This is a genomic window from Methylobacterium sp. Leaf469 (genome assembly GCF_001424745.1).
Taxonomy (GTDB): domain Bacteria; phylum Pseudomonadota; class Alphaproteobacteria; order Rhizobiales; family Beijerinckiaceae; genus Methylobacterium.
In genome coordinates this window covers 20,177-42,395 of the sequence record NZ_LMRE01000011.1, presented here as the reverse complement: position 1 = coordinate 42,395, position 22,219 = coordinate 20,177, and the positions used below count along the sequence as shown (strand labels likewise).

General features: G+C 70.9%; 22 protein-coding genes and 2 tRNA genes. 16 read left to right on the top strand and 8 right to left on the bottom strand.

Annotation, left to right across the window (positions count from 1 at the left end; all coding sequences use genetic code 11):
* The first annotated feature begins 11 nt into the window (after nt 1–11).
* The 8 genes from ASG60_RS07750 to ASG60_RS07715 all read left to right on the top strand — a co-directional run bounded on the left by ASG60_RS07750 (nt 12) and on the right by ASG60_RS07715 (nt 7,246).
* Nucleotides 12–986: a hypothetical protein gene (locus tag ASG60_RS07750; protein ID WP_056384896.1), complete on the top strand. Its 975-nt coding sequence runs from the start codon at nt 12–14 to the stop codon at nt 984–986.
* Nucleotides 979–1,494 carry a hypothetical protein gene (locus ASG60_RS07745; protein ID WP_056384870.1) on the top strand — a complete coding sequence of 172 codons (516 nt, stop codon included), beginning with the start codon at nt 979–981 and terminating at the stop codon, nt 1,492–1,494. The genes ASG60_RS07750 and ASG60_RS07745 overlap by 8 nt, the downstream gene beginning before the upstream one ends.
* Nucleotides 1,491–2,573 carry a cytochrome c oxidase subunit II gene (coxB, locus tag ASG60_RS07740; protein ID WP_056384868.1) on the top strand — a complete coding sequence of 361 codons (1,083 nt, stop codon included), beginning with the start codon at nt 1,491–1,493 and terminating at the stop codon, nt 2,571–2,573. The genes ASG60_RS07745 and coxB overlap by 4 nt, the downstream gene beginning before the upstream one ends.
* A 46-nt stretch (nt 2,574–2,619) precedes the next feature.
* Entirely contained in the window at nt 2,620–4,317 is a 1,698-nt protein-coding gene (gene ctaD, locus ASG60_RS07735; RefSeq protein ID WP_056384866.1) for a cytochrome c oxidase subunit I, read from the top strand.
* Nucleotides 4,314–5,030 carry a cytochrome c oxidase subunit 3 gene (locus ASG60_RS07730; protein ID WP_082531667.1) on the top strand — a complete coding sequence of 239 codons (717 nt, stop codon included), beginning with the start codon at nt 4,314–4,316 and terminating at the stop codon, nt 5,028–5,030. The genes ctaD and ASG60_RS07730 overlap by 4 nt, the downstream gene beginning before the upstream one ends.
* On the top strand, nt 5,027–5,323 hold the full coding sequence (locus tag ASG60_RS07725) for a cytochrome C oxidase subunit IV family protein (protein WP_056384864.1): 297 nt from the start codon (nt 5,027–5,029) through the stop codon (nt 5,321–5,323). The genes ASG60_RS07730 and ASG60_RS07725 overlap by 4 nt, the downstream gene beginning before the upstream one ends.
* Entirely contained in the window at nt 5,323–6,138 is an 816-nt protein-coding gene (locus tag ASG60_RS07720) for an SCO family protein (protein ID WP_082531666.1), read from the top strand. Before ASG60_RS07725 ends, ASG60_RS07720 begins: the two co-directional genes overlap by 1 nt.
* Before the next feature lie 130 nt (nt 6,139–6,268).
* Nucleotides 6,269–7,246 carry a hypothetical protein gene (locus ASG60_RS07715; protein WP_056384859.1) on the top strand — a complete coding sequence of 326 codons (978 nt, stop codon included), beginning with the start codon at nt 6,269–6,271 and terminating at the stop codon, nt 7,244–7,246.
* Nucleotides 7,247–7,323: 77 nt separating this feature from the next.
* Here ASG60_RS07715 and ASG60_RS07710 read toward each other — a convergent pair whose 3' ends face one another.
* The 3 genes from ASG60_RS07710 to ASG60_RS07700 form a co-directional block, all read right to left on the bottom strand.
* Complete coding sequence (locus tag ASG60_RS07710) at nt 7,324–7,689, bottom strand: hypothetical protein (protein ID WP_056384856.1); 366 nt, start codon at nt 7,687–7,689, stop codon at nt 7,324–7,326.
* 161 nt (nt 7,690–7,850) lie between these two features.
* Nucleotides 7,851–8,627 carry an SDR family oxidoreductase gene (locus tag ASG60_RS07705; protein WP_056384854.1) on the bottom strand — a complete coding sequence of 259 codons (777 nt, stop codon included), beginning with the start codon at nt 8,625–8,627 and terminating at the stop codon, nt 7,851–7,853.
* A 19-nt stretch (nt 8,628–8,646) separates the two neighbouring features.
* Entirely contained in the window at nt 8,647–9,072 is a 426-nt protein-coding gene (locus tag ASG60_RS07700; protein ID WP_056169558.1) for a DUF2147 domain-containing protein, read from the bottom strand.
* Between the two features lie 219 nt (nt 9,073–9,291).
* On the opposite strand from ASG60_RS07700, the gene rfbC reads away from it, so the two are divergent.
* From rfbC to rfbA, 4 genes are read left to right on the top strand one after another with little or no spacing between them, the layout of a single operon-like run.
* Nucleotides 9,292–9,843, top strand: coding sequence for a dTDP-4-dehydrorhamnose 3,5-epimerase (gene rfbC, locus ASG60_RS07695; RefSeq protein ID WP_056384853.1), 552 nt, complete (start codon nt 9,292–9,294; stop codon nt 9,841–9,843).
* A 36-nt stretch (nt 9,844–9,879) separates the two neighbouring features.
* Nucleotides 9,880–10,956, top strand: a complete 1,077-nt coding sequence (rfbB, locus tag ASG60_RS07690; RefSeq protein ID WP_056304666.1) for a dTDP-glucose 4,6-dehydratase — start codon at nt 9,880–9,882, stop codon at nt 10,954–10,956.
* Entirely contained in the window at nt 10,957–11,862 is a 906-nt protein-coding gene (gene rfbD, locus ASG60_RS07685) for a dTDP-4-dehydrorhamnose reductase (protein WP_056384851.1), read from the top strand. It abuts the gene before it with no gap.
* On the top strand, nt 11,859–12,752 hold the full coding sequence (gene rfbA / locus ASG60_RS07680; protein ID WP_056384849.1) for a glucose-1-phosphate thymidylyltransferase RfbA: 894 nt from the start codon (nt 11,859–11,861) through the stop codon (nt 12,750–12,752). The genes rfbD and rfbA overlap by 4 nt, the downstream gene beginning before the upstream one ends.
* A 314-nt stretch (nt 12,753–13,066) precedes the next feature.
* Here rfbA and cmk read toward each other — a convergent pair whose 3' ends face one another.
* Nucleotides 13,067–13,723 carry a (d)CMP kinase gene (gene cmk, locus ASG60_RS07675; RefSeq protein ID WP_056384847.1) on the bottom strand — a complete coding sequence of 219 codons (657 nt, stop codon included), beginning with the start codon at nt 13,721–13,723 and terminating at the stop codon, nt 13,067–13,069.
* On the bottom strand, nt 13,720–15,069 hold the full coding sequence (gene aroA, locus ASG60_RS07670) for a 3-phosphoshikimate 1-carboxyvinyltransferase (protein ID WP_056384844.1): 1,350 nt from the start codon (nt 15,067–15,069) through the stop codon (nt 13,720–13,722). Before aroA ends, cmk begins: the two co-directional genes overlap by 4 nt.
* A gap of 268 nt (nt 15,070–15,337) precedes the next feature.
* On the opposite strand from aroA, the gene ASG60_RS07665 reads away from it, so the two are divergent.
* From ASG60_RS07665 to ASG60_RS07650, 4 genes are all read left to right on the top strand, one after another.
* On the top strand, nt 15,338–15,730 hold the full coding sequence (locus tag ASG60_RS07665) for a TIGR02300 family protein (protein WP_082502617.1): 393 nt from the start codon (nt 15,338–15,340) through the stop codon (nt 15,728–15,730).
* Nucleotides 15,731–15,896: 166 nt separating this feature from the next.
* Nucleotides 15,897–15,972: transfer RNA gene (locus ASG60_RS07660), tRNA-Ala, on the top strand.
* A gap of 48 nt (nt 15,973–16,020) precedes the next feature.
* Nucleotides 16,021–16,096 (top strand) — tRNA-Ala (locus tag ASG60_RS07655).
* Nucleotides 16,097–16,243: 147 nt separating this feature from the next.
* On the top strand, nt 16,244–16,765 hold the full coding sequence (locus ASG60_RS07650) for a hypothetical protein (protein WP_056169534.1): 522 nt from the start codon (nt 16,244–16,246) through the stop codon (nt 16,763–16,765).
* Nucleotides 16,766–17,043: 278 nt separating this feature from the next.
* Here ASG60_RS07650 and ASG60_RS07645 read toward each other — a convergent pair whose 3' ends face one another.
* The 3 genes from ASG60_RS07645 to ASG60_RS07635 all read right to left on the bottom strand — a co-directional run bounded on the left by ASG60_RS07645 (nt 17,044) and on the right by ASG60_RS07635 (nt 21,720).
* A complete protein-coding gene (locus ASG60_RS07645; protein WP_056384842.1) occupies nt 17,044–17,484 on the bottom strand; it encodes a DUF805 domain-containing protein in 441 nt (146 codons plus the stop codon).
* Nucleotides 17,481–19,955 (bottom strand): ATP-dependent helicase HrpB, encoded by a 2,475-nt coding sequence (gene hrpB / locus ASG60_RS07640; protein ID WP_056384840.1) that lies wholly within the window; start codon nt 19,953–19,955, stop codon nt 17,481–17,483. The genes ASG60_RS07645 and hrpB overlap by 4 nt, the downstream gene beginning before the upstream one ends.
* A 97-nt stretch (nt 19,956–20,052) precedes the next feature.
* Entirely contained in the window at nt 20,053–21,720 is a 1,668-nt protein-coding gene (locus ASG60_RS07635; protein WP_056262975.1) for a methyl-accepting chemotaxis protein, read from the bottom strand.
* Between the last annotated feature and the right edge of the window lie 499 nt (nt 21,721–22,219).

Here is a 22,219-nt window from a genome sequence, read left to right as displayed (position 1 = left end):
GCGCGCCGTCGATCGCCGACGCCCTGGCGCGGGGCTGGCTCCTCGCCTGGATCGTCTGGAGCATGATCCCCGTCGGCAGCCTCGTCTGGGTGATGATCCACGCCGTCACGGGCGGCCGGTGGGGCGACGCTCTCGCTCCCGCCCTGCGGCCCGCCACCGCCCTGGTGCCCCTGGCCGCCCTGACGTTCCTCGGCATCGCCGCTACCCTGCCGGCCCTCTACCCCTGGGCGGCCGATCCGGGGCGCGTGAAGGCGGATGTCGCGCGCCTCTACCTCAATCCAGTGGGGTTCGATCTGCGGGCCGGCCTCGCGCTCGCGGGCTGGTCGGGTCTCGCCCTCCTCGTCCTAACGGGGCGCTGCACCCGGCTGGTGGCCGGCCTCGGCCTCGCCTTCTACGGGTTCAGCCTCAGCCTCGTCGCCGTGGACTGGATCCTGTCCGTCGAGCCGTCCTACGTCTCCTCCGCGTTCGCCGCCGACATCGCTCTGCACCAGATGCTCGCCGCCCTCGCGTGGGCGGCCCTGGTGGGCGTGCCCGGCCGCGACGGACAGCGGACGGGCGACCTCGCCCAGCTCATTCTCGCGACCCTCCTGGGCGTCCTCTACATGGGCCTGATGGCCTACGTGGTGGCGTGGTACGGCGACCTGCCGTCGAAGGCCGCGTGGTACCTGAAGCGTGGCGAGGGCACCTGGCGGGCGGTGCTGCTCGCCGCCTTCGTGGCCGGCGGCCTCGTCCCGTTCGGGATGCTGCTCTTTTCTGCCGTGCGCCGCAGCGCGGCCCTGTTGCGGGCGGTGGGCGTCCTCGTCCTCGTGGGCCTCGCCCTCCACCTCGCCTGGACGCTCCTGCCGGCCTACGGCGACGGGGCCGGTGCCGCCGCGGCGGCCGGGCTCGCGGGCCTCGCCGTTCTGGCCCTGCTGTCGCGCCGCGCCGCGCGATTCACCACGCGCACCTTCGCCGACGCCTCCGCGCCGGAGAGCCGGCATGCCTGAGCCCATGCCTGAGCCGTCGCGCGACCGCATCCACGACGACGTCGCGGATCACGCCGATCCCGGCCTCGAGGCGCCGGGCATCGCCCTGAAGCCGGTGCTGTTCACGGGCCTCGGCATCGTGGCGTTCATCGCGGCGTCGCTCGCCGGCCTGTGGCTGTACTACCGGAGCGAGGTGCCGGGGCCGGTCGCCCAGGCCCCCCGCGCGCCTCCCGGGCCGCAGCTCCAGCAGAATCCCGGCGGCGACCTCGCGCGGTTCCTCGCCGATCAGCGTCACCGGCTGGAGGGCTACGGGTGGGTCGACCGCGACCGCGGCATCGCCCGGATGCCCATCGGGGAGGCCATGCGCCGCCTCGCCGATCGGGGCGCGACCGCCTACGCCGCGCCGGTCCAGCCCGAACGCTGGCCCAGCCTCGGAAGCCGCGGGGGCGCGGTCAGCGCGCTCCCGGCGCCACGGGGGAGCCCCGCCGCCGCCGCGGCGTCCGGTCCCGCCGGCGGGGGCGCCCGATGATGCAGCGTTTCGTGCCCGCGTGGCTCATGCCCGAAGCCGCCTCGACGCAGGCCGCCAAGGTCGACGCCATCTTTTTCGGCCTGACGGTGATCTCGGCCGCCATCGTCCTCGTGGTGGTCGGCCTCGTCGTCACCTTCGCGATCCGGTTCCGGCGCGGCTCAAAGGCCGATCGTGGCGCCCTGCCGAGCGTCGTGTCGCGCGAGTTCGAGATCGGCTGGACCGCCGCAACCCTGTTCGTGTTCCTGTTCATCTTCTGGTGGGCGGCCTCGGCCGAGATCGGCGCCTACACTCCACCGAAGGACGCCATCGAGATCCACGTCGTCGCCAAGCAGTGGATGTGGAAGACGCAGGCCTCCAACGGCGCCCGCGAGATCAACGAGCTGCACGTGCCCGTGGGTGCGCCCGTGCGGCTGATGCTGACCTCGCAGGACGTGATCCATTCGTTCTACATCCCGGCCTTCCGCCTGAAGCGCGACGCCGTGCCGGGCCGCCAGACCGAGACCTGGTTCCAGGCCACCAAGACCGGCACCTTCCACCTCATGTGCACGGAGTTCTGCGGCACCGATCATTCCCGCATGCTCGGCCGCGTCATCGTCATGGAGCCGCAGGATTACGCAGCGTGGCTCTCGGCCCAGCCCGAGGGCGACGACCTCGCCCATGTGGGCGAGCGCCTGTTCACCGCGCGCGGCTGCGCCGGGTGCCACGCAGCGGGCTCCACGATCCACGCGCCGGACCTCGCCGGGCTCTGGGGCAAGACCATTCCCCTCGAAGGCGGCCGCACCGTCACGGTGGATGCGGCCTATATCCGCGATTCGATCCTCCAGCCCGCGCGCGACATCGCCGCCGGTTACGCGCCGATCATGCCGAGCTACGCGGGCCTACTGACGGACGGAGAGGTGCAGGAACTCACCGCCTATCTCCGCGCCCTCGGGGCCGGCCCCCGCACCGTGCGTAGCCCCGGCGTGCCGCCGCTCTCCTCCCGCGTGCCGGGGTCCGCCCGCGAGCGCAGCCCCGCCATGGTGCCGGGCGCGCCCGTCGCCGACACGCCGGCCCCCGCCGGACCGGCGGTGGGCCCGTGACCCGCCCCGTCGTCGATCCCCGCCCTCCCCGTCCGCGAGCGCGCAGATGAGCCCCCACATCGCCCAAAGCCCCACGGCCCTGGCGGACCCGGACGAGCTCGCGCTGGGCCTGCCGGAGAGCTACCTCGCGGCCGGCCACACCCTCGGCTCGTGGCTGACCACCACCGACCACAAGCGCATCGCCATCCTGTACGGACTGTCGATTACGCTGTTCTTCTTCCTCGGCGGCGCGGCGGCCACGGCCGTGCGCCTCGAACTGTTCACGCCGGAAGCCGATTTCGTCGGGTCGGACACCTACAACAAGCTGTTCACGCTCCACGGCGTGATCATGGTGTGGTTCTTCCTCATCCCGTCGATCCCCACCACCTTCGGCAACTTCCTCCTGCCGCTGATGATCGGCGCCCGCGACCTCGCGTTTCCCAAACTCAACCTCGTGAGCTGGTACCTCAACCTCGGCGGCGGGCTCCTGGCCGCCGTCGCCGTGCTGGCGGGCGGGATCGACACGGGGTGGACCTTCTACGTCCCCTACGCGACGGTGTTCTCCGACACCGCCGTCTCCGTGGCGGTGCTCGGCGTGTTCGTCGCCGGGTTCTCGACCATCGCCACGGGCGTCAACTTCATCGCCACCGTGCACCTGCTGCGGGCGCCCGGCATGACCTGGTTCCGCCTGCCGCTGTTCGTGTGGGCCATGTACACCACGAGCCTGATCTTCGTCCTGGCGACGCCGGTCCTCGCTCTCACCCTGCTCCTCGTGCTGGCCGAGCGGGCCTTCGGCCTGCCGATCTTCGATCCGGCGCGGGGCGGCGACCCGATCCTGTTCCAGCACCTGTTCTGGTTCTACTCGCACCCGGCGGTGTACATCATGATCCTGCCGGCGATGGGGGTGATCTCCGAGGTGATCACCTGCTTCTCGCGGCGGGTCGTCTTCGGCTACACCTTCATGGTCTACGCCCTGGTGGCCATCGCGGTGATCGGCTTCTTCACCTGGGGCCATCACATGTTCACCTCAGGCATGTCGCCCTACGCGGCGCTGCTGTTCTCGTTCCTGTCGTTCATCGTCGCCGTGCCGTCGGCCATCAAGGTCTTCAACTGGACCGCCACCCTGTATCGCGGCCAGATCGGCTTCGAATCGCCGATGCTCTACGCCCTCGGCTTCCTCGGCCTGTTCACGGTGGGGGGCCTGACGGGCCTGTTCCTCGCCTCGATCCCCATCGACGTGCACGTGCAGGACACTTACTTCGTCGTCGCCCACTTCCACTACATCATGGTCGGCGCCTCGGTGTCGGCCTACTTCGCCGGGCTGCACCTGTGGTGGCCCAAGATCACCGGGCGGATGTACCCGGAGACCTGGGCGAAGTTCGCCGCGATCCTGATGTTCTTCGGCTTCAACCTGACGTTCTTCCCGCAATTCATCGCCGGGTATCTCGGCATGCCGCGGCGCTACCACGTCTATCCTCCGGAATTCCAGGTCTGGAACGTGCTCTCGTCCTCGGGCGCGGCCGTCCTCGCCGTCGCCTACCTAATGCCGCTGGGCTACCTCACCTGGTCGGTGTTCTTCGGCGCCCGCGCCCGCAACGACCCGTGGAACGCCACCGGCCTCGAATGGCGGACCACGTCGCCGCCGCCCCGCGACAATTTCCTCGGCCGTGTCGCCGTCCTCGGGCCGCCCTACGATTACCACCCGGACGGGAGCCCGCCGACGCAGGACCAGCCACACCTGCCGACACAGGAATCCCAGGCATGAGGGCGACCGGCGAGCCGTCCCTTCCGCTGCGCGAGCCGTCTCCTCCGCTGCGCGAGCCTTCCCAGTCGCTGCGCGAACCTTGGCACGACCTCGGTTTCGCGCCCGCCGACGCCCTCGCGCGGCAGCGGGCCGGGGCGACCTTCGGCATGTGGATCTTCATCGCCAGCGAAGTGCTGTTCTTCGGGGCGCTGTTCCTGTTCTACGCCGCCCTCAGGGCCGAGCATCCCGAGGCCGTCGCGGCGGCGGCGCGCGAGACCGACATCGTCTACGGAACGGCGAACACCGCCCTGCTGCTGACGAGCGGTCTGCTCGCGGCCATCGCCGCGCGGGCCGCGGAGGTGCCAGCCCTGCGCCGTCTGGTCCTCGTCTGCCTCATGCTCACGGCGGGCCTCGGCCTCGCTTTCCTGATCGTGAAGGGCTTCGAATACCGCGAGGACATCCGGGAACATCTGGTGCCCGGACCGGGCTTCAAGCTCGCGGACCGGCCGACGCAGCTGTTCTTCGGCTTCTACTGGTTCGCCACGGCGGTGCACGGAATCCACCTCGCCATCGGCATCGGCCTGGTGACGCGGCTGGCGTGGAAGGGCTGGCGCGCGCCGGACTTCCTCGCCACGAGTCCGCAGGTCGAGGTGGCGCTGCTGTACTGGGGCTTCGTCGACATGGTGTGGATCGTCCTCTACTCCGCCCTCTACCTCGTGGGGCGCGCCGGATGAGCGAGGCCCCCACCCTCCGCTCCATTCTCCTGCGCACCGTACCGGTCTGGCTCGGCCTCGTCGCGCTCCTCGCCGTCTCGGTCCTGCTGGCCTACCGACCCCTCGGCCCCTGGAACGCCGCCGTCGCGTTCGGCATCGCCGGCACCCAGGCGCTCCTCGTCGCGGTGCCGTTCATGCGCCTCGATACGGCGAATGCCCTCGACCGGCTCACCGCGGCCTGCGGTCTGTTCTGGCTGGCGATCCTGTTCACCCTCACCCTCGCAGACGTGTTCGCCCGGTTGGCGGAAGGATGATGCGGCGCCCGCAGCCTGGGGTCCGCTCGCGGGTATCCCGAGCCATCCGGCCCTGTCTCGCCACCCTGGTCATGGCGGCACCGGCCTTCCCGTCGCCGGCCTCGGCGGACCTCACCCGGCTCGACCTCGCGCGCGTCGGCCTCGCGCCGCCCCCGGGGGCTCGAGTGCCGCTGGACCTCGAACTCCGGACCGATGGGGGCCAAGCCGTCACGGTCGCCGCCGCCCTCGACGGCCGCCCGACCCTCCTGGTGCCCATCGACCCGAACTGCCGGGTGATCTGCGCGCCGACCCTCGCGATCCTGTCCGGCGCTCTGATGGGAACCGGCCTGCGCCCAGGCCGGGATGTCCGGCTCGTCGTCATCGGCCTCGGTCCGCGCGACGAGACTCGGACGTCCGTGACGGCCGGCATCGACGGGGCGCTGGCCGAGGCGGTCACCACCGTGACGGGGCCGCCCGAGGCGGTCGCGCGCTTGACCGAAGCGATCGGCTACACGTCGGTGCCCGATACCGTGCACGGCGCCATCATCCACCCGGCCGCCTTCGTGTCGCTGACCGGCGACGGGCGGGTGTCGCGCGTCCTGTCGAGCCTCACCGTAACGGCGGACAGCCTGCGCCTCGCCCTCGTGGAGGCGGGAGAAGGCCGGATCGGCACGCTCGGCGATCGCGTCCGGCTGCTGTGCTACAGATTCGACGCGGCACAGGGGATCTACACGCCACGGATCTGGCAGGCCTTTCAGGCCGCCATCGGCCTCACGTTGCTGGGTCTGGCCGGTGGCCTGATCCTGCTGCATCGGCGTGGAACGGCGAAGCCGTGACGCAGGACACAACCGGGCGATGCGGCCGGAAGTGTTTTAATCCAGCGCCGTCCGACCGCACGCGAGGGACGAAGGCCTGTGTGGCTTTCGCGCACCAGCCAGGACACGACGCGGCAGGATAGCGTGCGGGATGCTCCCGTCACGACCCGTTTCCTTTCGGCAAGCCTGGCATCGCGTCCGCCGGGCGGCCCGGCTCTCGGTCCTCCTCGTCGCCGGATCCGCCCTGGCCGGACCGATTCCGTCCGCGTCCGGCAAAGACCACCAGGAGGCGGGCACGGGCAGCGCGCCCGACACGATCGACACCGAGAACCTGTTCGGCTTCACGGAAGGAACCGACACCGGCAAGGCCGGCGAGCAGGAGGTGGTGGTCGACGCGATCGGCCGCTTCAGCAAGCGCCGGGCGGGGCCGGGCTCGTCGGCCTATCGCGCCAGCGAACCCATCGTCAGCTACCAGTACGATCCGACCGACGATTTCAGCATCGAGCCCGGCCTGCAATTCGACGCGCGGGACAGCCGCAACATCGTCGGCGTGCCGGACAAGACCTTCGGCCTCGTCAACGGCGGCTCACTGGAGTTCAAGTATCAGGTTCTCAAGCGGACGGACGACCATCCATTCGGCATCGCCCTGCAGGCGGAGCCGCTGTATTCGCGGGTGACGCCCATCGAGGGCCAGGGCGCCGACGTGTTCAGCATGGACACCCGGCTCATGGCGGATGCGCGCCTGATTCCGGGTAAGCTGTGGGCCGGTGCGAACGTGATCTACGATCCCTCCGTCGCGCGCCTCAAGGGCTCCGGCGACACCGACCGATCCTCGACCCTCTCCCTGTCGGGAACGCTGATGGCGCGGGCGACGAACAGCGTCTTCCTCGGCCCCGAAATCCGTGTCATGCGTGCCTATGACGGGTCGTTCCTGAACCGGTTCCTCGGGCGAGCGGTTTTCGTCGGCCCTGTGCTGCACGTGCAGGTCAGGGAAAAGGGCTTCCTGACCGTCGCCTACTCCGCCCAGGTGTCCGGCCACGACCGCGCCCCCGACTTCGCCGACCGCGCCTTCAACCTCACCCAGTTCGCCCGTCACAACCTACGGGTCCGCTTCGGCGTCGAGTTCTGACCCGAGTCTCGGATCGGCCGGATCCGCGGGTGCGGTGCGTCGAGACCCTGGACGGCCCGGTCGTCGCCGTGATGCGGTTACGTTCGATTCCGCAGCGTACCTCCCCAGAATTTGGGGTTGGCCGCCACCGCGAAATGCGCGTCGAAGAACGCCTGCATCTTATCGTAGTCGGGCCGGTGGCCCTGCAGTCCGCCGATGTTGCGGTCCGTGAGCGCTGCATTGAGCATGTTCTGCGTGAGCCGGTCCGCAGTCCGTCCGATGAGGCCGAGATCGGAGCGCTTGATGCCGCCGCTCAGGTCGCCGGTCTGCGTCCGGCCGATATCCCGGAACACGCGGTCGCCCATCCCGGAGCCGTACTCCCGGTCGATCGCCTGCTGGATATGCTCGAAGCCTTGCGCGAGCTTCTGTTCGCACGCGACGAGGGCGTTACCGAAACCGAACAAGGCTTTCACGCTGGAGAGCGATGCTTTGTCGCTCGTGTACAGATCAATGCTGGAAAACCGAATGGTAAAGACCTTCGGCGTGGCGTCCCACGGTCCGGCCGTTCGACGCGATGGGCCGGACCCTTCGGCCGGGAAGCGTGCGGGGACGGCTCGGCGCCCCCCTAACCCGGCACCGCCGCCGATCCGGCCAGAAGGCCGCCGTCGAGGGTGATGTCCGCGCCGGTGATGTAGGTGGCCTCGTCGGAGGCGAGCATCAAAGCGACGGCCGCGACCTCGTCGGGGCGGCCGAACCGGCGCAGGGGCGTGTCGGCCACGAGGGCGTCCATCCGGGCCTGCCGGTCGGGTCCGGTGCCGAGCATCGGTTCCCACATCTCGGTCAGGATCGCGGCCGGGTGGATCGCATTGCAGCGGATGGTCCAGCCCTGCTGGGCGCAATAGAGCGCCACGGTCTTGGTGTGGTTGCGGATGGCGGCCTTCGAGGACGCGTAGGCGGCGGCCCCAGGGATGCCGACGAGGCCGGAGCGAGAGGCGATATTGACGATGGAGCCCGCGCTCCGCGCCTTCATGGCCCGGATGGCGTAGCGGCAGCCGAGAAAGGTGCCGTCGAGGTTGACCGCGTGGACCGCGCGCCAGTCGGCGAGGGTGGCGTGTTCGGGATCGTGCGCGACCATCCCGTCCTCGAACCCCGTGACGCCGGCGTTGTTCACCACCACGTCGACGGCGGGGGCGAACCGCTCCAGGGCGTCCCAGGCCTCCTCCGACCGTACGTCGAGGGGGAAGGTCCGGCAGCCGAGGGCGGCTTCCAGGTCGGCGAGGGCCGCCGCGTCCGCATCCGTCGCGATGACGGTCGCGCCCTCGCGCCCGAACGCCTCCGCGATCGCCCGCCCGATGCCTCGGGCGGCGCCCGTGACGACGCAGGTCTTTCCCGCCAACCGCATGGAATCGCCCCCGATCGCCTCAGTTCACCCGCTTCCAGGTCTGGCTCTTGCACAAGACGCTCAGGACGCAGCCCTGGACCTCGACGACGTCCGGGCCCTTGAGGACGAGGCTGCCGGCGTAGGTCTTGCCGTCCTTGGGGTTGTAGAGCGAGCCTTCGTAACCGTCGCCCTTGGCCCGGTCGGCGGTCATGATCCGTACGCCGATGAGGCTGCGGGTCCGCAGGGACACGTCGGGGTTCTGGGCGTCGAGGCCGGGGCCGGAGACGCTGGCGAGGGTGCCGCAATAGCCCTGGCCGCAGCGGGCGATGCGGACCTTGGAGCCGCCCGTCTCCGTCAGCCACAGGCCGGTGGCGTCGGGACCCTTCTCGGCGGCGGCCGGGCCGGCGAGCCCGAGGAGCAGGAGGGTGCCCGCGAGGGCGCGGGCCGTCCGATTCTGCGTGATCATATGCGCTGTCTCCCTGAAGTGTCCCGCGCGGTCGGGCGGCATAGCGCACGGTCCACGACCGCCGCAAGCGACCGCCCGAGTGCCCCCCCGAGCGACGCCCCAAACGACCCCCGAAGGCGCCCGGCAGGGCCGCCAAGTCGTATCTCAGCCTTGACAACCCGGCGAGAACCCCGGCCTAGACGGTTCGAATTTTCGGGTGTTCCCAGGGATCAATCCACCATGCGGGTGATCGAGACGGAGATCGCGGCGGTCAAGCGCGTCGTTCCCAACCGCTTCGGCGACGACCGGGGCTGGTTCTCGGAGACCTTTCGTGTCGATACCCTCGCGGCCGGCGGGATCGACGTGGCGTTCGTGCAGGACAACCAGTCGTTCTCGGCCCAGGTCGGCACCGTGCGGGGCCTTCACTTCCAGCTCGCCCCGGCGGCGCAGGCCAAGCTGGTGCGGGTGCTGGCGGGCTCGATCCTCGACGTCGCCGTGGATCTGCGCCGCGACAGCCCGACCTACGGCCGCCACGTCGCCGTGACCCTCGACGCGAAGGGCGGCGAGCAGCTCTACGTGCCGGCCGGCTTCGCCCACGGCTTCTGCACCCTGGAGCCGGACACCATGGTGGCCTACAAGGTCAGCGCCTATTACAGCGCGGCGCACGACCGCAACCTCGTCTGGAACGACCCCGATCTCGCCATCGCCTGGCCGGTGGACGAGGCCGGCGCCGTGCTGTCGGACAAGGACCGCGCCGCCCCGCGTTTCGTGGATCTCGGCGCCGCGTTCTGAACATTTGATACCAAGGGTTCGAGGGAGAAGACACGCATGCGCATCCTGGTCACCGGCGGCTGCGGCTTCATCGGTTCCGCCCTCGTCCTGCATCTGGTTCAGGATCTCGGGCACGACGTCCTCACCCTCGACGCCTTGACCTATGCGGCGAACCCGATCTCCCTGCAGCCCCTGGCCGAGGACTCCCGCCATCGCTTCGCCGAGGCCGACATTTGCGATCCTTCGGCCGTCCACGCGCTCTATGCCGAGTTCAAGCCCGACGCGGTGATGCATCTGGCCGCCGAGAGCCATGTCGACCGCTCCATCACCGATCCGGGCGCGTTCATCCGCACCAACGTGGTCGGCACCCAGGTGATGCTCGACGGCGCCCGCACCTACTGGGACGGGCTCTCCGGCGACGCGAAGGCGGCGTTCCGCTTCCTCCACGTCTCCACGGACGAGGTCTACGGCTCGCTCCCGCCCGACGGGTTCTTCACCGAGGAGAGCCGCTACGACCCGCGCTCGCCCTACTCGGCCTCGAAAGCGGCCTCCGACCATCTCGCCCGCGCCTGGCACGAGACCTATGGCCTTCCGGTGCTCATCACGAACTGCTCGAACAATTACGGGCCGCGGCACTTCCCCGAGAAGCTCATCCCGCTGATGATCCTCAATGCGCTGGAGGGGAAGAACCTCCCCGTCTACGGCGACGGGTTGAACGAGCGCGACTGGATTCACGTCGAGGACCACGCCAAGGGCCTCGTGGCGGTGCTGAAGAACGGCCGCCTCGGCGAGACCTACCTGCTCGGCGGGCGCTCCGTGCGCAACAACCTCGCGGTGGTGAAGGGGCTGTGCGCCGCCTTCGACCGCCTGCGCCCCGAGCACGCCCCGCACGACCGCCTGATCACCTACGTGGCCGACCGTCCGGGCCACGACCGCCGCTACGCCATCGACCCGTCGAAGGCGGAGGCCGAGGTCGCGTGGGCGCCGACGAAGAACTTCGAGACGGCGCTCGAAGAGACCGTGAAGTGGTACCTCGACAACGAGGCGTGGTGGCGCCCGATCCGCGAGGGCCGCTACACCGGCGAGCGCCTCGGCCTCGGCGGCGCGCAGGCGTCCGCGACGAAGGCCTCCTAAGTGGATATCCTGATCCTCGGCGGCGCCGGTCAGGTCGGCACCGAGCTGCGGGCCCATGCCTGGCCGGACGGCGTGCGGGTCGACGCGCCGGACCGCGCGGCCCTCGACATCACCGATGCGGACGCCGTGGCCCGCACCCTCGACGCGACACCCTACGGGGCGGTGATCAACACGGCGGCCTACACCGCCGTGGACAAGGCCGAATCCGACGTGGTCGCAGCGTGGCGCCTCAACGCCCTGGCGCCGGCGATCCTCGCCGCCGCGACGCGGGCGCGCGGCATCCCCCTCGTCCACGTCTCGACGGATTACGTCTTCGACGGGGACGGGGAGGGGGATTACCTGCCCGACGCCCCCGTGAACCCGCGCAGCGTCTACGGCGCCAGCAAGGCGGCTGGCGAGATGGCGGTGCGCACGGCCAACCCGCGCCACGCCATCCTGCGCACGGCCTGGGTGGTGAGCCCGCACCGGGGCAACTTCGTGAAGACCATGCTGCGGCTCTCGGCCGAGAGCGACGCGCTCACCGTGGTGGACGACCAGCACGGCTGCCCGACCTCGGCGACGGATTTGGCGCAAGCCTGCGCCCGCATCGCCCTGCGCCTCGCCGCCAAGCCCGACGCACCGACTGGCACGTTCCACTGCGTCAATGCCGGCTCGACCACTTGGCGCGGCTTCGCGCAAGCCATCGTGGCGGGCTCGGCCGCGCGCGGCGGCCGGTCGATCCCGGTCTCCGGCATTCCGACGAGCGCCTACCCGACGCCGGCCCGGCGCCCAGCCAATTCCCGCCTGTCGACGGCGAGCCTTGACGCGGCCTACGGCATCGCGCCGCGGCCCTGGGGCGAGGCCCTGGACGACATCCTCGACCGGCTCATCGGGCCGACCCACACCCACACGGAGACACGGGCATGAAGGGCATCGTCCTTGCCGGCGGATCGGGCACGCGCCTGCACCCGGCCACCCTGTCGATCAACAAGCAGCTGCTGCCGGTCTACGACAAGCCGATGATCTACTACCCGGTCTCGGTGCTGATGCTCGCCGGCATCCGCGAGATCCTGATCATCTCCAGCCCTGAGCACCTCGACAACTACAAGCGCCTGTTCGGCACCGGCGAGCAGTTCGGCCTGCAGTTCTCTTACGCGATCCAGCCGCGCCCCGAGGGCCTGGCCCAGGCCTTCGTCATCGGCCGCGACTTCGTCGGAACCGACGACGTCGCCCTGGTGCTCGGCGACAATCTGTTCTTCGGCAACGGCATGAGCGAGCTCCTCGCCCGCGCCCGCACCCGTACGTCGGGCGCCACGGTGTTCGCCTACCACGTCGACAATCCGGCGGCCTACGGCGTCGTCACCCTCGACAAGGAGGGCCGCCCCTTGCGCCTCGTCGAGAAGCCGACCCAGCCCGAGAGCCCCTGGGCGGTAACCGGCCTGTACTTCTACGACAACCAGGTCCTCGACATCGCCGCCGCCGTGACCCCGTCGCCGCGCGGCGAACTCGAGATCACGAGCGTCAACCAGGCCTATCTCGAACGCGGCCAGCTCCATGTCGAGCGGATGTCGCGCGGCTACGCCTGGCTCGACACCGGCACCCACGACAGCCTGCTGGAGGCGGCCGAGTTCGTCCGCACCCTGCAGCACCGCCAGGGCCTGCAGGTCGCCTGCCTGGAGGAGATCGCCTACCTCCAGGGCTTCATCGACAAGGAGCAGCTCATCGCGCGCGGCAACCTGTTCACGAAGACCGCCTACGGGCAGAACCTTCTGCGGCTGGCCAAGGACGACGCGTTCGCGGAGTTTGCCGCGCGCTGACGGGGCCTTCAGGAAGTCCCGGGGCCGGATGGATCACCCGATCTCCGGTACGGCTCCGATAAGGTGGGGGGACAGCGCGCGTGCGCTTTCCTTGCGGGGTCCGAAATCACACACCGGTTTGCGACGTCTTCGAAAGCCGCATCCGGCGGGCATAGCGCATGACGGTACCCCCTCTCCTGGAAGGAGAGGGGGACTTGAGCCATTCGCGCGATACGCAAGGCATTGCCACTGACCGGATCCTCCGCTTCACGACAGCGGGACGAGGGCACGGCGCGCTCCGATCCACCTCATCCCCCAGCCGATAGCGCCTCGCCTCAATGGGGCCGATTGCGGTCGATCACGTCGCGGGCCGCCGCGAAGGCGGCGTCGGGGTCGAGGTCCGTGGTGTCGAGGAGCACGGCGTCGGCCGCCGCCTTGAGGGGGGCGGTGGAGCGCTGGGCATCACGGGCGTCGCGGGCGACGATGTCGGCGAGGATCGCCCCGACGCTCGTGGTCTCGCCCCGGCGCTGGAGTTCGAGGTGGCGCCGGCGTGCCCGCTCCTCGGGGGCCGCCGTGATGAACAGCTTCACCCGCGCGTGGGGGCACACCACCGTGCCGATGTCGCGCCCGTCGAGGACCGCGCCGGCGGCGTTGCCGGCGAAGCGCTGCTGCCAGGCGAGGAGCGCCGAGCGCACCGCCGGCACGGAGGAGATTCGCGAAGCGGCCTCGCCCATGGCGCGCTCGCGCAGGCGCGGATCCGCGAGGCGGTCGGCGATGAGACTGGCGGCGGCCCGCGCGGCGGCCTGGTGGTCGTCGAGCTTGTAGCCGGCGTCGATCACGGTCAGCGCCACCGCCCGGTAGAGCAGGCCGGTGTCGAGGTGGGGCAGGCCGTAATGGGCGGCGATGCGCTTGGCCAGCGTGCCCTTGCCGGAGGCCGCCGGGCCGTCGATGGCGATGACGAGGGGGATATCACCCACGTGAAGGTCGCTCATGACACGATCCGTCCGCCGAGTGCCTGCATGGTCGGCAGGAAGCTCGGGAAGCTCGTGGCGATCATGGCGCTGTCATCCACCGTGACCGGCTCGCGGGTGGCGAGGCCGAGGACGAGGAACGCCATGGCGATGCGGTGATCGAGGTGGGTCGCCACGGTGCCGCCGCCCTTCGGGGGGCTCCCGTCGCCGTGCACCACGAGGTCGTCGCCCTCGATGACGTACGCGATGCCGTTGGCGCTCAGGCCGTCCGCCACCGCCGCGAGGCGGTCGGATTCCTTCACCCGCAGCTCGTGCAGGCCGTTCATCCGGGTGGTGCCCTCGGCGAAGGCGGCGGCCACCGCCAGGATCGGGTACTCGTCGATCATCGCGGGCGCCCGCTCGGGCGGCACGTCGACGCCGGTCAGGCGGCTCGCGCGCACCCGCAGGTCGGCCACGCTCTCGCCGCCCTCGTCGCGCTCGCGCAGGCGCTCGATGTCGGCGCCCATCTCCAGCAGGGTGGTGATGAGGCCCGTGCGGAGGGGGTTCATCATCACGCCCTCGATGGTGACGTCGGAGCCCGGCACGATGAGGGCCGCCACCAGGGGGAACGCCGCCGAGGACGGATCGGCCGGCACCACCACGTCGGTGCCGCGCAAGGTGGGCTGGCCGGTCAGCGCGATGGTGCGGCCGTGGCCCTCCGGACCGTGGGCCGTGACCTCCACGTGGGCGCCGAACAGGCGCAGCATCCGCTCGGTGTGGTCGCGGGTGGCGGCCGCCTCGATCACCGTGGTGATGCCGGGCGCGTTGAGGCCGGCGAGGAGCACCGCCGACTTGATCTGCGCCGAGGCCACCGGCGTCTCGTACGTGATGGGAATGGCTTCGCGCGGGCCCCGCAGGGTGAGGGGCACGCGCCCGCCCTCCCGTTCGCTCACGACCTGCGTCCCCATGCGCACCAGGGGATCGAGGATGCGGCGCATGGGGCGCTTGCGCAGGGAGGCGTCGCCGTCGAACGTCGCCGTCACGGGCTGGCCGCCGACGACACCCATCATCAGGCGCGAGCCCGTGCCGGCATTGCCGAAATCGAGCACGTCCGCCGGGTCGGTGAGGCCGCCGAGGCCGACGCCGACGATGCGCCAGCGGCCCTCGCCGAGGCGCTCGACGGTGGCGCCGAGGGCTTCCGCCGCGGCGGCGGTGCGCAGGACGTCGTCGCCTTCGAGCAGACCCTCGACCCGGGTCTCGCCGATGCTGAGCAGGCCGAGGATCATCGCCCGGTGGGAGATCGACTTGTCGCCCGGCGGGCGCAGGGAGCCCTGGAGGGCGAGGCCCGCCGTGGCGGTGAGGGGCTGGGGCGGAAGGTCGTGTGACACGGGGACAGGACTTTTCGGCGTCAGGGGCATCGGGGCCGATCCGGGGCCGGATCGGCGCCCTCCGCCGCACGGGTGCCGGGATCGACGATCCGGCTCATGGACAGGCCGGTTATCACGCAGGCGGGGCCGCGTCATCCGAGCCGTCCGGCGTCGTGGGAATCGCGACAGGAAAACCGCACCGCGCCGCAGGACCACGCCAGTATTTGACAGACGCGTTGCACGCGACTAACGGGGCCCCTCCCCGAAAAGTGTATCTAGAGGTTCGCCCGTGGCCAGACCGGAACTCGGCTTGAAGCGTCAATGCATGAGCTGCGGCGCCAAGTTCTACGACCTCGACAAGGATCCGGCGACCTGCCCGAAATGCGGGACGATCTATCAGGCCATCGCCTCCAGCAGCCGCGTCGCCGCCCCGGCGCTCGCCGCCCGCGCCGCCGCCGTGCCGGCCGATGACGACGAGGACACCGACGCCGAGAAGGGCGGTCCCGAGATCGTCTCCCTCGACGAGGTCGAGGCGGCCGAGGACGACACCGACACCACCACGGACGACAGCGATTCCGATTCGGCGGACAGCGACGACACCTTCCTCGAGGAGGAGGATGCCGGCGACGACGACGTGGCCGATCTCATCGACGGTGACATCGAGAACGACGAAGAGAGCTGACCCCACTTCTGCACCGGCCGGGAAAAAACTTTGCCGGCCGGCGAGAAAGGGGGTTGAGGCCCAAGCGGGGGCCGAATATAGAACCGCCATCGCCGGCCGCCACCGCGGAGGCCGGTCGAAACGCCCACGAAACCAACCGCAGGGTTGGGTTCGGTGGCACCAAAGTGGGGCCTTAGCTCAGCTGGGAGAGCGCTTCCATGGCATGGAAGAGGTCATCGGTTCGATCCCGTTAGGCTCCACCAATCAGGTTTCCCATGAACCTGAACCCGGACGACCAGACTAGACGATGTGGGGCCTTAGCTCAGCTGGGAGAGCGCTTCCATGGCATGGAAGAGGTCATCGGTTCGATCCCGTTAGGCTCCACCAGTCCGGTCCGTCGTCAGCCAGCTTTTTCCATCGGAGTCATGTGCGTCTTCAGTTCGGCCGTGACGGGACGGCACGGGTGTGAGCCGGGCGATCCGCCCCCGGCACCGCATCGCCCCGATTGAGTTCCATGCCGAGCCGCCCCCGTTCATGACGCTGCCGGCACACGTTGCGCTGATCGCCACCCTCACCGAACGCCTCCGCGCCGGACCCAGCGCCACCGCCGTGCTTGAAGCGTGGTGTGCCGCCCGTGGCCTGTCGCGGGCCGAACTCAGAGCGGAGCGCCTGCCCGGACCCGAGACCGCTCCCACGGACGCGCAGCGCCACCGCCTCGCCCTGACGGGTGACGCGCCCTCGCGCCATCGCCGGGTGCGCCTCGTCTGCGGCCCGCACGTGCTCTCGATCGCCGACAACTGGTACGTCGCGGCCCGGCTGACCCCGGCGATGAACCACGCCCTGGCGGAGACGGACGTGCCGTTCGGGCGGGTGGTCCACGCCCTGGCGCCGATGCGCCGGACCCTGGCGGTCCGTACCCTCTACGCCGCCGCCGCGCCGCCGTCCGCCGCCGCGCCGCTGTTCTCCATCGCGGCGCTCCTCGCGACGCCGGACGGGGTGCCGTTCTGCGAGGTCGAGGAGGTCTATCTCGGCGCTGTGCTGGGCGGGACTGCTTGAAGAGGCGCAGGCAGTGAGCCGCCTACGATCGGCCCCCTCGTCACGGCTTGGCGTCCTCTCATCACGTCCAGGCTACCTCGGTCACGCATCCGCCGACCATTGGATTTCGCACGCCGCGAGGCGTCTGAGAGGGACGTGACCGGACTCCCCCTCCTGAAAGGAGAGGGGACCCGCGCTGCCCGCGAGATAGGGGGAACGCCGTCGCTCGCGAAAAACGAGCGCCCGTGTTCCGTCACCCTACGCGCAGCGCGTAAGGGGAAAGACCCTCAGCTTGCGCCCTAACCCGCATCGTCCGGCGGCCCGAAGCGGTTGGCGCCGGAGGAGCCGCGCCGCATGAGCGTCTCGACGATAAACCAGGCCGAGAATCCGAGCATCGCCAGCAGCAGGGCGATGACGAGGAGGGGGGCGGTGTCGACCATCCGGTCGAGGGGGGCGAAGCCGACGGCCTGGGCGAGGCCCCAGGGGACGAGCCACCCGGCGGAACGGTCGCGATCGTGCAGGCGCCGGGCGGTGGCGGCGAGCATGGCGAGGCCGACGACGGGCAGGGTGGCCGCCGTGAGGATCGCCGCCGCACGGCCCCCGAGGCCGGCGAGCCAGATGGCGAAGCAGAGCAGACCCGCCCCGTACAGGATCGTCCGGACGAAGACGCGCCGGTAAGCGCCCGCCGACATGCGGCCGCGCGGATCGAAGGCACGCGCGAGAATTCCGAAGAACCTCATGTGCCGCGCGGCTTCACCCGCCGGGTCGGCGGCTCGGCCACGGGGTCCTCCGGCCAGGGGTGGCGGGGATAACGCCCGCGCATCTCGGCGCGCACGGCGCTCCACGAGCCGCGCCAGAAGCCCGGCAGGTCCCGTGTGATCTGGATCGGCCGCGAGGCCGGCGAGAGCAAGTGCAGCACCAGGGGAATGCGCCCGCCCGCGATGGACGGGTGGCGCTCCAGGCCGAACAGCTCCTGCACCCGCACCGCCAGGACCGGGCCGCCCTCGGCGTCGTAGTCGAGGGCGATGCGCGAGCCCGTCGGCACCGCGACATGGGTCGGGGCTTCCGTGTCGAGGCGGGCGCGCAGGTCCCACGGCAGCAGGGCGTGCAGCGCCCGGCCAAGATCGTCCGGAGTGATCGCATCGACTCCGAGGCGCCCGACGATCTCGGGCGCGAGCCACGCCTCGATGGTTGCCGTGAGGGCCTCGTCCGACAGGTCGGGCCAGGCTGGATCGGCCGCGCGCAGGAAGCGCAGGCGGGCGAGCCATTGCGACAGGGCCGGCGTCCAGGGCAAGGCGGCGAGCCCGAGTTCGGCCACACCCCGGGCCAGGATGGCGGCGGATTCTTCATCGGGGGGCACCGGCCGGATACGCTCGCCCAGCACCAGCGTGCCGAGGCGCCGGAGCCCCCGGGCGCGCAGGGCGCGGGCGCTCCGGTCGAAGGTGACCTGATCGGTGCTGGCGATGCGCTCGGGGAACAGCGCCTCGAGGGCGTCGAGGCCGATGGGGGCGGCGGCGATGATGCGGCTTTGCGCGGCGGTGCCGATGATGTCGGCCACGACGAGGAACGGTGCGCGGGCGAGCGCCAGGGCGGGATCGAGGCGTCCGGCGCGGCCGTTGGCCATGACGAACTCGCCGTCGCGGCCCCGCGCCCGCGCTACCCGGTCGGGATAGGCCAGCGCCAGGAGGGGGCCGGGCTCGGAGAAATCGACGGCGGAGGCGGTCGTGGCCTCGGCGGCGAAGGTCCCGGCCTGCTTCGCCCAGCCTTGGGCGAGGCGGCGCATGTCCCCGGCGCGGGGCCCGCGATCCCGGCCGTAGCGCTCGACCCGGTCGCCCAGATCGACGGCGTCGCCGCCGAGCCCGCGCTCCACCAGCACGGCGGCGAGGTCGGCGGCCTCTCGCGCGCGTCCGTGGGCGGCGGCGGCCACCACCATCCGGGCGAGGCGCGGGGGCAGGGGGAGGGCACGGAGCGCCTGCCCCATGGGGGTGAGGCGGCCATCGCCGTCGAGGGCGGCGAGGTCGGAGAGCATGGCGCGGGCTTCCGCCAGTGCCGGGGCGGGCGGCGTGTCGAGGAAGCCGAGGGTGGTCGGGTCGGCGACACCCCAGGCGGCGCAATCGAGGAGCAGGCCCGCGAGGTCGGCGGCCAGGATCTCGGGGCGTCCGAACGGCTCGAGGGCGTTGGTCGCGGCCTCCGACCACAGGCGGTGGCACACGCCCGGTTCCGTGCGGCCGGCGCGGCCCCGGCGCTGGTCGACGGAAGCGCGCGAGGCCCGGGCGGTGACGAGGCGGGTCAGCCCGAGGCCGGGCTCGTAGACCGGCACCCGCGACAGGCCGGAATCCACGACGATGCGCACACCCTCGATGGTGAGGGAGGTCTCGGCGATGCTGGTGGCGAGCACCACCTTGCGCCGCCCTGGTGCCGAGGGGGCGATGGCGCGGTCCTGCTCGGCCGGCGTCAGGGCGCCGTACAGGGGGGCGATGTCGGTGTCCTCCCCGACCCGGTCGGCCAGGAGGGTCGCGACCCGGCGGATCTCGCCCTGGCCCGGGAGGAACGCGAGGACGGAGCCCGGATCGGCGCGCAGGGCCCGCAGCACCGTGTCGGCCATCACCTCCTCGATGCGCCGGTTGGGGTCGCGCTCGACGTGGCGGGTGTCGACGGGAAAGGCGCGCCCCTCCGATTCGATCACGGGCGCGTCGGACAAGAGCCGCGCCACCCGCGCGCCGTCGAGGGTCGCCGACATCACGAGGATGCGCAGATCCTCGCGCAGGGCGCCCTGGGCATCGAGCGCGAGGGCAAGGCCGAGATCGGCGTCGAGGGAGCGCTCGTGGAACTCGTCGAACAGCACGGCGCCGATCCCTGAGAGTTCTGGATCGTCGAGGATCATCCTGGTGAAGACGCCCTCGGTGACCACCTCGATGCGGGTACGGGCGGAGATCTTCGAGCCGAGGCGCACGCGCAGGCCGACGGTGTCGCCGACGCGCTCGCCGAGGGTGCGCGCCATGCGTTCGGCCGCGCCCCGGGCGGCGAGGCGGCGCGGCTCCAGCAGGATGATCTTTCGGCCCGCGAGCCATGGGGCGTCGAGGAGCGCGAGGGGGACGCGGGTGGTCTTGCCGGCGCCGGGCGGGGCCACGAGCACGCACGAGGCGCGGGAAGCCAGCGCCGCCGCGAGGGCGGGCAGGACCGCCTCGATGGGCAGAACCGCGAAGGACATATCGGTGCGAGGGCGCGCAGGTTGCATCGGCTGCCCTGGTGCCGCGAACCGGCCGCGGCCGCAAGCGGGGCCGGCCGCAATGCCTGCGCGGCGCGCCTCAGGCGGCCTGGACGGTCTCGAGGAAGCCCGAGACTTCGCCGCTCAACCGCTCGGACTGGCGGGACAGGTCCGAGGCCGCGGCCAGGACCTGAGAGGCCGCCGCACCTGTCTCCGCCGCCGCCCGGGTGACGCCGCCGATGCTGACGGTGACGGATTGCGTGCCCTGCGCGGCCTGGGTCACGTTGCGGACGATTTCCTGGGTGGCCGCGCCCTGCTCCTCCATGGCCGCCGCGACGCCGACGGCGATGCTGCGCAATTCGACGATGGTCGCCTCGATGGCCCGGATGGCGGCGACGGCCTGTCGGGTCTCGCCCTGGATGGTGGTGACCTGGACGGAGATCGTCTCCGTCGCCCGCGCGGTCTGCGCCGCCAGTTCCTTGACCTCGCCGGCGACGACGGCGAAGCCCCGGCCGGCCTCGCCGGCCCGCGCCGCCTCGATGGTGGCGTTGAGGGCGAGCAGGTTCGTCTGCGCCGCGATGCCGGAGATCAGTCCGACGACGGCGCCGATCTTCTCGGCCCCCTCCGCGAGGCCGAGCACGATGGTGCTGGTGGCGGCCGCATCCGCCGCCGCGCGCTCCGCCATGTCGCTGGAGCGCGCGACCTGAACGGTGATCTCGCCGATGGACGCCGACATCTCCTCGCTCGCGGCCGCCACGGTCTGGACGTTCGCGGAGGTCTGTTCGGCCGCGGAGGCGACGCTCAGGGACTGGCCGGCGGCCTCGTCCGCCGTGCGGCTCATGGTCTGGGCGGTGGCCTCCATCTCGGTGGCGGCGGAGGACAGGCCTCGGGTCAGCTGGGTGATTTGGTTGCGGAACGCCTGCGTCGCCTCGTCGAGTACCCGGGTGCGGCGCATCTTGGCGGCATTCTCAACCTCGGCCGCGCGGTCCGCGTCGAGCTTGGCGGTGAGCGCCTGCTTGAACACGCCCACGGCCTTGGCCATGGCGCCGATCTCGTCCCGGCGGTCGGCTCCGTCGATGGCGGTGGTCAGGTCGCCCCCGGCGAGGCGCGCCATGGTGCCGGTCATGCGGTGCAAGGGGCGGGAGACCTGGACCAGAACCGTGTAGACGCCGTACGCGATGGCGACGGCTGCGAGGGCCAAAGCGGTGAGCAAGGCCAGGCGCGACCAGCCCGAGAGCGCCGTGGCGCGACCGTACTCGGCTTCCGCCTCCCGGACCTGGAACGCCGTCAGTGCCGCGAGCGTCTGGTTCGTGGCTTCCACGTTCGCCAGCAGGGTCGCGTGGGCGGTGGCGAGTTCCCCTTGCGCGCCACCGGCGATGCGCCGGAGGAGTTCGGCGACGACGGTCTCGTTGCCGGCGATCCGGTCCTGCAGGGCCGACGCGAGGGGCTTCTCGTCGGGTGCCAGGTAGGTCGCCAGGTAGGCCGAGGTCTGGGTACGGATGCTCGCCAGATCCCGTTCGATCCGCGCCTTGGCGGCCGGAGCGGCGATGAGCCCGTCCCTCACCTCGCGCGAAGCGACGACGAGGTCGTCGTAGGCGTCCCGGATCAGGCTGAACTGCCGCAGGCAGACGACGCGATCGTCGAAGACCGAGCGAAAGCTCTGCTGGCTCCAATGCAGGGCGAGGTTGCCCATCGCCGTCGCCCCGAGCAGGAGCAGGCCCATCACCGTGAGAAGCGTGACGAGGCGGCCTTGAATCGTCGTGAGCATGGCAAGCGTCCGAAGCGTGATCGCGGGTTCGGTGGAGGGACGAAACGCCCGCCGCATCGGAGCCCCGGCTTGGATCGACCGTAGGAGGAAACTCTTTAAGATCGTATGATCCGGCGTCCGATCCCCCGTGACGGGTCCAACAACAGGACTCTTCGGCGGGTCTGATAGACAGTCATCCTTCGGTTTATTTCTGGAGTTGGAACGAAAAATATCCCGCTCTCAATCACAATTTTTTGCACAGATTTGAAAGACTTGCGTATTTGGCGAAATATTGGACCTGATCGTTCTTGCGCAGTGACGTAGATATTGTTCGGTCATTGTGATTGAAGCCCCGACCGAAGACGCGAAGTCGCTTGGACCCGTTTCGATATCGCTCGATCTGCATGCGATCCTGATCGGGACTTGCATCGTCGAATCACAGATCGGCCGACGTCCGTCGGCGCGGCGGGCCGTTCGCGGCACGGTGCCGCGTCGCTCGTTTCGGCACATCGGTCCGGAC